The organism is Aquimarina sp. AU119 (assembly GCF_900312735.1).
Classification (GTDB): Bacteria; Bacteroidota; Bacteroidia; order Flavobacteriales; family Flavobacteriaceae; genus Aquimarina; species Aquimarina algiphila.
Genome location: NZ_OMPF01000031.1, coordinates 56164 through 69797, shown reverse-complemented (window position 1 = coordinate 69797; position 13634 = coordinate 56164). Strand labels below are relative to the sequence as shown.

The following is a 13634-nucleotide window of genomic DNA, read 5'->3' as shown; positions in this document are numbered from 1 at the left end:
TTAGTTAAACTACTAATAAATTAGTTGTAAAACTAATAGATTAGTACTATGTTTGTTGTATAAAATTGATTCCATGCAAAAATTAGCCAAAAGAGAGGAGCAGATTATGCAAAGTCTGTGGAAATTAGAAAAAGCTTTTATAAAAGAGATTATAGAAGAATTATCTGATCCTAAACCACATTATAATACTACTGCTACCATTGTAAAAATTCTTGAAGAAAAAGGTTTTATAAGCCATACGGCTTATGGAAACAGCTTTCAATATTACCCATTAGTATCCAAAGACGAATATCAAAAAGAAGTATTAGGTGAAGTAGTTAATAACTATTTTGATAATTCACCATTAGCTTTGGTCAAGTTCTTTGCTAAAGAGGAGAAAATAAATACAGACGAATTAGAAGAGATCATTCAACTGATAAAAAACAAAAAATAATGAACTATATCATTCATAGCTCGGCATTAATCGGATTATCCTATCTCATATATAGGTTTTTCTTATCCAAAGAGACATTTTATCATCTTAATAGATGGGTTTTATTATCCTTGATTATACTTTCATTTACATTACCTTTTATAACTGTACCAGAACACCTGTCTTTTAAAAGTGCTTCGTTTGATGAGGTAGTTACTACACCACCACATTCTGTTGCTCCTAATTATGAAACTTTAGAAGAAGAACATGTAATCACCAAAAAAGCAGCCCATCTTAGTGCTAGCGAGAGTACAACAAATAAAGCAGCTTTTAATACGTCCTTAGATTGGCAATCCATTGTACTCTATATTTATATATTAGGGATATTGGTATTTGGAATCCATTTTATAATACAATTAGGGGTATTACTATATAGAATGATCAAATACCCTACAGTAGAGGTTGATGATTACAAAATCATTGAAACCGATAAAAAACACGCCCCTTATTCTTTCTGGAATCGAATATTTATGAATCCCAGTCAGTACAATCCTGATACATATTTACAAATTTTGAAACACGAGCAAGTCCATATTAAAGGGAAGCATAGTTTGGATATGTTATTAGTCGAACTATTAGTAATGCTACAATGGTTTAATCCCTTTGCATGGTTATACCGAAAAGCAATCGATAATAACCTAGAATATCTAACTGATAACAACATGCTTAATATAGGTGAAGACAGAGAAGTATATCAAATGAACCTTCTAAAAGTCTCCACTCCAAATATGCCAACTGGTTTGGCAACAAGTTACAATCAATCATTTCTCAAAAAACGAATACTCATGATGAATTCTAAAAAATCAACAACAAAATCAGGCTGGAAATACCTAATCATTATTCCATTGCTGGCAATTACTGTATTTTCTTTTAATCCCATACAACCTAAAGAAACTATAATCAGTGACACCAAACCTGAAATCGATCTTAACATTCAAAATCAGATCCAAACCAAAATTCAAATTCAAACAAAGAATGACTTTACTAAAGGCGTGTGGGATGCAGAAGTAGGGGGAGGAAAATTATGTATCATGTTTAGGAGTGCTGAGCCTTTAAAACGAAGTTTTTGGTCCACTACCCGATGCTACGAACCGTCCTTCTTTGCTAATTTCCCAAAGGGTGACAAACAAAAATTAGTGATAACAAGAGAAGCAGGAACATTAACTTTTATTGGTGAATTTGAAAATGGTCTTGGAGATGGAAGGTATACTTTTGTCCCGGACATGACCTTTAATAAGGCATTAAAACAATATGGTTTACAAGCAGATGAAAGTGATATGGTACATTGTTTTTTTACAGATTTTGATACTACATATTTAACATATCTAAAAAAGGAAAAATTAGACATCAGCCAAGATGACTTTGAAGATATTATCCATAAATCTCTTCCTTTAGATAAATTAAAAATGTATCGAAAAGAATTAGAGAAACTAGGATACCAATCCTATACCATGGAAGAAATCAGTAAACTCAATCTTTTTAATGTTGATATACCCTATATTAATTTTATCAATAAAGTGGCAGGAAATAAAACTTCACTAAAACAAATTACAAAAGCCAAAATTCACAATCTATCACCTGAGTTTATTAATTCTTATCAGAAAAAAGGTATTAATTCTTTATCTCTAAGTGAGTATATGAAATTAAGTATTCATAAGGTTACTCCAGAATTTATAGATTCATTTAAAGAGGCGGGATATTCGCAGGTTTCAGTAAGAGAGGCTCAAAATCTTAAAATTCATAACGTAACTCCAAAATATATCCAAAAGTATAAAAATGCAGGGTACAAAAATATCACTTTGAAAGAAGCTCAAAATCTAAAAATACATAATGTTACCCCAGAACTTATAGACAGCTATAAAAAACTAGGATACCCCAATATTACTCTACAAGAAGCAAAGAAGCTCAAAATTCATAATGTAACCCCCGAACTTATAAAAGCATACAAAAAATCTGGGCAACCTAATATTTCTTTACAAGAAGTCGTAAAGTTAAAAATTCATAATGTAACACCTGCACAAGCAAAAGTTGCTAGTAATTATTCTAAATCGAAAAATAAAGATAAAAATAAGAAATCTAGTTCTACAAATAGTATGGGATATGGGTCTTCGGATCAGCAAGATCCGAACGACTTCATGAAAGGTTTTATTGCTCTGGGATATAAAAATATATCTATAGATGATATGATTTCTTTAAAAATACACAATGTAACACCAGAATTCATAAAACGTTATCATGATGCTGGATATACAGATATTCCTTTGGAAGACGTAGTCGCTTTAAAAATTCATAATGTGACACCAGAGTTTATAAATTCATTTAAAAAAGCTGGATACAAGAATATTTCTATAGATGATGCCAAAGCATTAAAAATTCATAATATTAGTCCAGAACTTGCTTCTGAATATGAGAAAATAGGATATAAAAATATTCCACTAGATGAGTTAAAATCACTTAAGATTCATAATGTCACGCCAGAGTATATTCAGGAATTCAAAAAGACTGAATTTGGAAACCTGCCATTGGATGAGATTGTATCTTTTAAAATTCACAATGTTACTCCAGAGTTTGTACAATCATTTAGAGATATCGGATTCTCTAATATTTCTGCAGATCAGGCCAAGGGTCTCAAAATCCATAATGTTACTCCAGAATTCGTACAATCATTAAAAGAAAAGGACAAAAATATTTCATTGGAACAAGCTACCAGGATCAAAATTTATTTTTAAAAATGATTCTACTATAATCATCAATTCAATCAATCAAAAATCGAAAAGGTTGTTAATTCCATTCTCATATTAGTAATAATTTGATCATCATCTTTAGAGCTAAATTATTTTAGGAGTTTTCAATTATTATACCTGTTATTCTTTGAATTTACTTTTACTGTAAACCCAAAGAATAACAGGTATTAAAACAATATAAATAAAATGGATACGATTTTCAGGTTAATACTAATCGGCTTCCTAAGCATGTATATAGTAAAAGGAAGAGCACAGGAATACCTAGTTTACCAACCTGAACAAATGCTGGCCGATTTAGAAAAATTTAAAACAATATTAACTAAAATTCATCCAGGGACTTACACACATCAAACCCATGAGGAGTTCGATCAAATGATAAATGATTTGATGTTTCGTTCCTCTAAACCGATGGAAGCAAAGGCATTTTATAAAATTGTTCTTCAATTGATAGCAAATATACATGATGGACATACACAGGCATATACATTCGGTAAACTCGGAAGTGTTATCCATAATCAAAAAAGACTTCCCTTTCAAGTGTATATTCGGGATGAACGTATTTTTATAGTAAAAAATCTTAGTACCTTAGAAATCACTGAGGGGTCCGAAATTTTGTCTATTGATAGCAACTTGAGTAATGAGATTATTTTTGAAATTTTAGCCCATTATTCTTCTGATGGTAAAAGTCACAGCGGTATGCAACATTGGTTAGGTGGGCCATACAAATCATTTTATAGGCTCTACCCAGAAATATTTGGAGAACGACCTATATACAACCTTGTTTATCGGGACTATAAAACAAAGAAAATCATAAAAACAAAAATTAAGTCAATTTCAAAAGAAATATATGAAACCAGGGCATCCAAAAAAATTCCATTAGAAACAAAACCTGAAGAAGCATTTAATTTTAATATAAATAAGAAGGATGACTATGCCTATCTAAAAATAAGTAGGTTTTTTAAAGAGAGTTATGATGAGCCTGAGAATACCTATCCAGATTTTTATAAACAATGTTTTAAAAAAATTTCTAATAACAATATTAAAAACTTAATAATCGATTTAAGAAATAATGGAGGTGGAAAAGCAAGCAATGCAGCTTACTTGCTTCAATATTTCATTGACCAATCTATAACTCCTGCAAAAGAAATAGTGACTCTGGTAGATGATAAATACTTTTTGGAAATAACTGGCGACACAATTAATTTGAATGAGTCTTTTGGTCTAAAGCAAAAAACAGATGGTACTTTCAGGGTAACAAAACATGAGTTACTGCGTGATTTGATGAATTATGCCCCGATTGAAGAGTACCCATATAAAGGAAGATTGGTTGTCTTGATCAATGGTGGTACAGCTTCAGCTGGAGGTATTGCTGCAAGTCTATTAAAGAAATATGCAAATGCTAACTTAGTAGGAACAGAAACCTATGGATATGCAGGTATTAGTAATGGTGTACGTCAAATTTCTGTCAAAGGAAATCATACTGAAACAGCTATCTATTTACCTTTACTACATGCAAAGTATGCAATAGATGAACATATCCAAAAAAGAAGTGTTGTCCCTGATCACAATGTATCAAACTCTATACAGGATATTTTAGAAAACAATGATGCTGTTCTGGAATTTACACTTAAAAAACTATTGCCAACAATGTGAAATCATTAAATCAATTTATACACTCGTATAAGTAGTTTTTTTATTTGTTAACGCCGCTATGAGGTACAAAACAATGAGGTGTAAATTTATACAAAAATCATCTATTAGTATTTCTAAAAAAGCAAAATACAAAAGGCTGCTAATTCCCATTTTTAGCAGCCTTTTATTAACACCAATAATTAAAATATTTAAAAAGAGAGTATTAATTTAAACTCTGGGTAAATCTCCATCACCTTTAAGTGGTAAATTAGAACTTCCCATCAAATAACTATCAATATGATGAGCAGCTTGTCTGCCCTCTGCAATTGCCCAAACAATTAGTGACTGTCCTCTACGTGTATCTCCTGCCGCAAAAACTCCTTTTACATTTGTAGCGTAGTTATCTTCTGTAGCTTTAATATTAGTTCTTGTATCCATATCAATCCCTAATTGCTCTGCAATGGTAGGTTCTGATCCTGTAAATCCAAGGGCTAATAATGCTAATTCACATTTCCACTCCTTCTCAGTACCTAAAACTTCTTTGAGTGTAAATCGACCATTTTCTTTCACCCACTCTACTTCTGTCGTAATTAAACCTTTTAAATTTCCGTTTTCATCTCCTAAAAACTCTTTAGTAGAAATACTCCAATTACGTTCTACACCTTCTTGATGAGAAGAACTCGTACGTAATCGCATAGGCCAAAATGGCCAAGGCTGATTTGCAGGACGCTCAGTAGTCCCTTTACCCATAATCTCAAAATTGGTTACAGAAGTCGCCCCGTGCCGTACAGAAGTACCGATACAATCTGATCCAGTATCTCCTCCACCTATTACAATAACATCTTTTCCTGTAGCCAATATTTCCTCTCCTAAATCTTTTATCCCATCAACTCTTCTATTGTTTTGTGGCAAGAAATCCATGGCTTGTACTACACCATTTAAATCAGCTCCTTTTACAGGTAAATTACGACGAACCGTTGCTCCTGTGCATAAAACTACAGCATCAAAATCTTCTTTTAGCTGATCAGCTTTGATATCCTTTCCAATATGAATATTGGTTTTAAATATTATTCCTTCTTCTTCAAGAACAGTAACGCGACGATCGATTACATTTTTTTCCATTTTAAAATCAGGAATCCCATAACGCAATAATCCACCTACTTTTTCATCCCTTTCAAAAACGGTCACTAAATGTCCTGCTCGATTTAATTGTTGTGCAGTTGCCAATCCTGCGGGGCCAGAACCAATTACAGCCACTGTTTTTCCAGTACGCTCTTTTGGTGGATTTGCTTTCACCCATCCGTTTTCAAAAGCTTGTTCTACAATATTTTTCTCTATATTCTCGATAGTAACAGGATCTTCATTGATCCCTAATACACAAGCTTCTTCACAAGGTGCAGGACACAATCTACCTGTAAACTCAGGAAAATTATTTGTAGCATGTAAAATACTTGCTGCTTTTTCCCATTTACCACGATATACTGCGTCATTAAAATCAGGAATCAAATTCCCTAAAGGGCATCCACTATGACAGAACGGAATTCCACAATCCATACAACGCGCACCTTGATCTTTAAGTTTTTTCTCTGGCATTGCCACAGTAAACTCTTTATAATCTTTTATACGATCTTTAACAGGTTCGTACTGTTCTATTTCTCTTTCAAATTCTAAAAATCCAGTTATCTTTCCCATGTTCAATATCGTTTTATGCTTGTGCTAGTTTTTCTTCTTCTAATCGTTTTAACGCTTGCTTATATTCCTCTGGGAAAATCTTGATAAATTTTGGTAATTCTTTTTCCCAATTTTCAAGTATTCTCTGTGCCAACGGGCTTAAAGTAGCATTATAATGATTTTCAATTAACGTTTTTAGTTCATCAATATCCTTTTGTTCTATAACAGGATCTAGATTAAGAGATTCTTTATTGCAATGTGCTTCAAACGTCTTTTTGTCATCATAGATATAAGCAATACCTCCAGACATACCTGCTCCAAAGTTTCTACCTACTTCTCCCAGAATTACTGCTACACCACCAGTCATATATTCACATCCATGATCTCCAATTCCTTCTACCACAGCTTTGGCTCCAGAATTACGAACACAGAATCTTTCTCCTGCTTTTCCATTAATGTACACCTCTCCATCTGTAGCTCCATATAATGTAACATTACCCGTAATCACATTATTTTCTGGGGTAATAGTAGCTTCTTCGGGGACTTTAATAATCAATTTAGCTCCAGAAAGCCCTTTCCCCAAATAGTCATTAGTATTTCCATTAACAATCATAGTTAACCCCTTGGTAGCAAAAGCTCCAAAGCTTTGTCCGGCAGCACCAGTAAAATTTAATTTTAAGGTGTTATCTGGTAATCCCTGAGCTCCATATATTTTAGAAATCTCATTACTTAAAATAGCACCTACTGCTCTATCTGTATTACAAATATCAAAATCGAGAGTGATTCTTTCTTTACGGAAAAGCGCTTGATGAGCCTGTTCTATAATTTCGAAATCTATAGATTTTCCAAGACCATGATCTTGTCCTTCTGTATTATAAATTTTTACGCCTTCGGGTGCATCTACCTGATGTAGAATTGGAGTAAGGTCAATTCCAGCTGCTTTATAATGTTCTATTGCCTTGTTATGATTTAACTTGCTAACCTGTCCTACCATTTCATCTATCGTACGGAAACCAAGCTGTGCCATAATCTCACGTAATTCCTGAGCTACGAAATACATATAATTAACTACATGTTCTGGCTTCCCCTTGAATTTTTTACGCAATTCTGGATTTTGAGTTGCTATTCCAACAGGACACGTATTTAAATGACATACCCTCATCATTACACATCCAGAAGCTACTAACGGAGCTGTTGCAAAACCAAATTCTTCTGCTCCCAACAAACATGCTACAGCAACATCGCGTCCTGTTTTTAATTGTCCATCACATTCGAGTACAATACGGCTACGCAAATTATTCCCAACCAATGTCTGTTGTGCTTCTGCAATACCAAGTTCCCATGGTAATCCTGCATGTTTTAAAGAAGTTAAAGGTGATGCTCCTGTTCCTCCATCAAATCCAGAGATTAATACTACATCAGCTTTGGCTTTAGCCACACCAGCCGCTACGGTACCAACACCTACTTCTGAAACTAATTTTACATTTATTCTAGCATCTCTATTAGCCGATTTTAGGTCATAAATTAGTTGTGATAAATCTTCAATAGAATATATATCATGATGTGGTGGTGGTGAAATCAAACCTACATATGGTGTAGAATTACGAGTTTTGGCTATTTCTGGATTTACCTTTGGTCCTGGTAATTGACCTCCTTCTCCCGGCTTAGCTCCCTGAGCCATTTTAATTTGAATTTCTGCCGCGTTTGTCAAATAATTTGATGATACACCAAATCGTCCAGAAGCAACTTGTTTAATTGCACTATTTTTCCAGTCTCCATTTACATCTTTATAAAAACGTAACGGGTTTTCTCCTCCTTCTCCAGAGTTACTTTTTCCTCCGATACGGTTCATTGCAATGGCTAGATTCTCATGAGCTTCCTTACTAATTGATCCATATGACATTGCTCCCGTTTTAAAACGTTTTACAATTTCTGTCCAAGGTTCTACCTCATCTATCGAAATTGGATCATAATTAGAAAATTCTAACAGACCACGAATTGTCATTAAACTTTTAGACTGCTCATTTATTAATGTTGCATATTCTTTATATGTTTTAGAATCATTGTCACGAACAGATTTTTGTAATTTTGCCACCGACAGTGGGTTAAATTGATGTTTCTCTCCGTTACGTCTCCATCTATATTGCCCTCCTATTTCTAAATCTAAATCTGCTGCCACTTCATGTTCTACATATGCTCTTTTATGGCGCTTTGAGATCTCTTTCTCTATCTCATACAAACCTATACCTTCAATACGTGTTGCTGTATTTGGAAAATATTGATCTACCACTTTGGTGTTAATCCCTATACACTCAAACAATTGCGAACTTCTATACGAATTCAAAGTAGAAATTCCAATCTTATTCATCACTTTCAATATTCCTTTACCAACTGCTTTATTATAGTTGTATATCGCTTCCTCAAAAGTAAGCCCTGAAATATTGTTTTCTTTAATTTGTTCTCCAATAATCTCATTTACCATATATGGATTGATAGCACTTGCTCCATATCCAAACAACAATGCAAAATGATGTACTTCTCTAGGTTCTGCAGATTCTATAATTATACTAACTTTTGATCGTTTCCCTAATTTTTGTAGACCACTATTTACATAGGAGCAAGCAAGTAAGGCTGGAATTGGAGCTCTATGTTTGCTTACATTTCTATCGGATAGTATCACTACATTAGTGCCATCATCAATTACCTCTGACACATTCTTAAGCAATGCTTCAAGCGCATCTTCCAGACCATTTAACCCTCTATTAATGTTATATAACATAGGTATAGAAGTTACTTTAAATCCTTTTTCTGTATATGTTTTTATTTTGTCAAGATCCTCTTTGGATATTACAGGGTTCTGAATTTTTAGTTTATTACAGTGTTTCTCATCTATATCAAATATATTATGATCAGATCCTAACGTCAAGCTAATATCAGTAATCATTTCTTCACGAATCCCATCTAATGGAGGATTCGTTACTTGAGCAAATAATTGTTTGAAATAATTATAAATTAATTGAGGACGTTCAGAAAGTACAGCAATGGGCGTATCAGACCCCATAGAACCTATTGGTTCTTTACCTAACTGCCCCATTGGAGCAATAATCGTATCGATATCTTCTTGCGTATATCCAAATACTCCTTTACGTTTGGCAATAGTTTCTTCTCCCAAAAACAAAGGACAATCATTATAAGGAATATCCTTAAGGTGTACCAGGTTATTATCTAACCATTCTCTATATGGATGTTTCGATGCAATTTCTTCTTTAATCTCTTCATCATTAACAATTCTTCCTTCGCCCATATTAACCAGGAACATTTTACCTGGCTCTAATCTACCATGATACTCAATATTACCTGGTTCCAGATCAACAACCCCTGTTTCTGAAGACATGATTACATAACCATCCTTAGTTACACTATAACGAGAGGGTCTCAATCCATTTCTATCCAGTACCGCTCCTATATAATTACCATCGGTAAATGGAATCGAAGCAGGACCATCCCATGGTTCCATTGCACAAGAGTTATATTCATAAAAGGCTTTCTTGGCCTCAGACATTTCTTTATTTTTCTCCCATGCTTCTGGCACCATCATCATCATGACTTCTGGAAGTGATCTTCCTGTCATTAATAACAATTCTACCACCATATCCATAGAAGCTGAATCTGATTTACCTTTTAATACTACAGGAAGTATTTTTTTGATGTCTTCTCCAAACCAATCGCTCTTTAATAATTCCTCTCTAGAACGCATTCTGGTAACATTACCCCTTAACGTATTGATCTCTCCATTATGGCACATATACCTGAAAGGTTGTGCTAGATCCCAAGTAGGAAAAGTATTAGTTGAGAATCGTTGATGTACCAAAGCTAATCTTGTTACTACTTTTGGATCCATAAGATCCGTATAGTACAACTTAATATCTTCTGGCATTAATAATCCTTTAAATATTAAAGTCTTTGTAGATAAACTTGGTAGATAAAAGAATTTATTTTCAGAAAGTCTAGAACTATATATAGTATGTTCAGTAATTTTTCTGGCAGTAAATAGTTTTAAGTTAAAATCAAAATAGCTCTGGTCCTTTTTTTCTTTACCTATAAATAATTGTTTAATATAAGGTTCTGTTGTTGCTGCAATCTCACCCAAATGAATATGATCAACAGGCACATCTCTCCAACCTAATAATACTAATCCTTGATCTGCTATATTTTTCTCAAATGTATCGATGCAGAATTGTCGTTGGTTTTCTTTTTTAGGAAGAAAAACATTACTTACTGCATATTCCCCTGCTTGGGGCAATTCAAAATCACAATGCTCTACAAAAAAGTCATGAGGAATATCAATCAATATACCCGCTCCGTCTCCAGTTTTTCCATCAGCACTTACCGCACCTCGATGTTCTAATTTTTCAAGAATCTCTAATGCTTTATGAATAATATCATTTGACTTTTTTCCTTCTAAACTGCATATGAATCCTGCACCACATGCGTCGTGCTCAAATTCTGGTAAATACATTCCTTGTTTCTTCATACTGTTTTCCGATCTAATTATGAATTCATCATTAATTTAGTATCCATTACAAAATTGAGATGATTACAATGTTTCAAGTTGATGAAATTAACAAATCATTAAGGAACGGAAAAGAAAAAGGAATCATTCGGCTTCACTTTTTTGAGCTCACTAAAAAAAAACCATATTGGATAAAATAATCACAAAATAAGGACTTCTTATTACGAATTTGATAATGCGTTTTTTGTGAAAAACCAATAAAAACAATGTTTTACAAAAAATCATACTTACCTAATTATCAATAAATTACAATGAAAACGTTTTCGTAAAAAATCATTTTCAGCAAGGTATCAAATCACTATTTTTTTTCAAAAAAAATACGTACCCCTAATTTTTTAGGGGGTAAATATCACAAAATGATAAAAATTACGTGTTTACCCCACAAAATTTGGATGTAAAAAATAAATTCACATATTTTTGAAAAAGATTTAACATTAATTTTAACTTTTATTCTTTATGAAGAAAATAGAAGCAATCATCAGAAGATCCAAATACAGAGTTGTAAAAGAAGCTCTTCATGATAAAGGGGTCACATTCTTCTCTTATTGGGATGTAACTGGTGTAGGAAACGAGCAAAAAGGAAGCGTTTATAGAGGTGTATCTTATAGTACCACCGATATCCAAAGACGATATTTATCTATTATAGTAAATGATGACTTTGAAGAAATAACAATAGCTACCATATTAGAAGCGGCAAAAACCGGAGAAGTTGGAGATGGAAAAATCTTTGTTTCTGAAGTTAATGAAGCCTACAGAATTCGTACTTCAGAAAAAGGTGGGGTAACCTTATCCTAATTTTACTTTTAAAAATAATCAACTTAAAAATTAAAATAAAATTTTATGAACGATATACAACAACAAGAGGTTCAAAAAGCAGTAGAAGCCGCAGTTGAAGGAATCAATGCTGACCTTGGCATATTATGGATTATCATTGCTGCTATTTTGGTATTCTTTATGCAAGCTGGGTTTACCTTAGTTGAAACGGGGTTTACCAGATCTAAAAACGCTGGTAATATAATAATGAAGAATTTTATGGATCTTGCCATTGGTTCTTTAATGTTTTGGGTAGTTGGATATTCTATCATGTATGGTGGAGATACTATCCTTGGAGGTTTCATGAGAGATCCTTCAGATTTAGCTTTCTTTAATAAAGAAGATTGGCATAACTTATTTTTTCAAACCGTATTCTGTGCAACTGCCGCAACCATAGTTTCAGGAGCAATAGCAGGAAGAACAAAATTTTCGACATATTTAATTTTCTCAGCTATTCTAACCACCATTATTTATCCTATATCAGGTAGTTGGTTATGGCCTTTTGATGATAAAGCTTGGCTTAACAACCTTGGTTTTATTGATTTTGCCGGATCAACAATCGTACATGCTGTAGGTGGATTTGCTGGACTGGTTGCTGCAAAATTAGTTGGACCAAGAATTGGAAAATATGCAGACGGTAAGGTTAATGTTGTTCAAGGACATAACTTGGTATTAGGTGCACTTGGTGTATTCATTCTATGGTTAGGATGGTTTGGATTTAATGGAGGTTCTCAATTAGCTTTTGGCGGCTCTAATTCTGTAGCTGTCGGTAGTGTTATTATCAATACCAACTTAGCAGCTGCTTTGGGAGCTATTACTGCATTGTTCTTTACCTGGATCAAGTACGGTAAACCAGACATCTCTATGACACTTAACGGAGCCCTAGCTGGTTTGGTAGGTATTACTGCAGGTTGTGGTAATGTTAACGCATGGGGAGCACTTGCTATTGGATTAATTTCTGGAATCGTAGTGGTATTATCTATAGAATTTATTGATAAAAAGTTAAAAATTGATGACCCGGTGGGAGCAATATCTGTACACGGTGTTTGTGGTTTCTTAGGAACTGTATTAGTAGGTGTATTTGCTATACCAGGAGATGAGTTTGCCGGAGGATTATTATATGGAGGAGGATTTAAGCAATTAGGTGTTCAAACTTTGGGTTCATTATCCATGATAGGATGGGCTGTGTTAGCTAGTTTTATTGTATTGTTCATCTTAAAGAAAACTATAGGATTACGAGTTTCTGAAAAAGAAGAAATTGATGGATTAGATGTTCATGAACATGGAGTAAATGTTTATGGCAGAGATTAATTGAATCAAAAAAAAGTAATTAAAAAAAGCGGATGATGTATTAAAATCATCCGCTTTTTTTATTATTTAATAATTTGTATTGAAAATGGATAAGATGGGCGTTCTCCTTTATCAGCCTTTACAGCATTAATAATAGGAAATATAAAACATAATACTCCAATTACTACCAGTCCTAAAGCTCCAAGTCCAAACAAAAATGTTAGTGGAATACAAATAAGTGCGTAGATAAACATGCTTATCTGAAAATTCATAATTGATTTCCCGTGCTCATCCATAGCTAGTACCCTTTCTCGTTGAGTTAACCATAATATAAGAGGCACTATAAACCCTCCAAACCCCGTAACAAGGTCTAATAATTGTGATAAATGTGTAATGACTAATACTGATTTGTCGTCTCTCATGGTTCTTTTGTTTTTTT

8 protein-coding genes are annotated in these 13634 nt (G+C 33.4%); 5 read left to right on the top strand and 3 right to left on the bottom strand.

Annotated elements, in window-relative coordinates:
• Positions 1-73 precede the first annotated feature (73 nt).
• The 3 genes from DK442_RS24510 (at position 74) to DK442_RS24500 (ending at position 4869) form a co-directional block, all read left to right on the top strand.
• Entirely contained in the window at positions 74-433 is a 360-nt protein-coding gene (locus DK442_RS24510) for a BlaI/MecI/CopY family transcriptional regulator (protein WP_109438555.1), read from the top strand.
• Positions 433-3201: a M56 family metallopeptidase gene (locus DK442_RS24505; protein ID WP_109438554.1), complete on the top strand. Its 2769-nt coding sequence runs from the start codon at positions 433-435 to the stop codon at positions 3199-3201. Before DK442_RS24510 ends, DK442_RS24505 begins: the two co-directional genes overlap by 1 nt.
• Positions 3202-3402: 201 nt before the next feature.
• Positions 3403-4869 (top strand): S41 family peptidase, encoded by a 1467-nt coding sequence (locus tag DK442_RS24500; protein ID WP_109438553.1) that lies wholly within the window; start codon positions 3403-3405, stop codon positions 4867-4869.
• Between the two features lie 207 nt (positions 4870-5076).
• Here the strand turns inward: DK442_RS24500 and DK442_RS24495 are convergent, their stop codons facing one another.
• A complete protein-coding gene (locus tag DK442_RS24495; RefSeq protein WP_109438552.1) occupies positions 5077-6540 on the bottom strand; it encodes a glutamate synthase subunit beta in 1464 nt (487 codons plus the stop codon).
• Between the two features lie 13 nt (positions 6541-6553).
• Positions 6554-11053: a glutamate synthase large subunit gene (gltB, locus tag DK442_RS24490; RefSeq protein WP_109438551.1), complete on the bottom strand. Its 4500-nt coding sequence runs from the start codon at positions 11051-11053 to the stop codon at positions 6554-6556.
• Positions 11054-11548: 495 nt separating this feature from the next.
• Between gltB and DK442_RS24485 the strand changes: the two genes are divergently transcribed.
• Positions 11549-11887: a P-II family nitrogen regulator gene (locus DK442_RS24485; RefSeq protein ID WP_109438550.1), complete on the top strand. Its 339-nt coding sequence runs from the start codon at positions 11549-11551 to the stop codon at positions 11885-11887.
• Between the two features lie 45 nt (positions 11888-11932).
• Positions 11933-13216 carry an ammonium transporter gene (locus tag DK442_RS24480; RefSeq protein WP_109438549.1) on the top strand — a complete coding sequence of 428 codons (1284 nt, stop codon included), beginning with the start codon at positions 11933-11935 and terminating at the stop codon, positions 13214-13216.
• A 62-nt stretch (positions 13217-13278) separates the two neighbouring features.
• Here DK442_RS24480 and DK442_RS24475 read toward each other — a convergent pair whose 3' ends face one another.
• Entirely contained in the window at positions 13279-13617 is a 339-nt protein-coding gene (locus DK442_RS24475; RefSeq protein WP_109438548.1) for a DUF4870 domain-containing protein, read from the bottom strand.
• Positions 13618-13634: the final 17 nt, after the last annotated feature.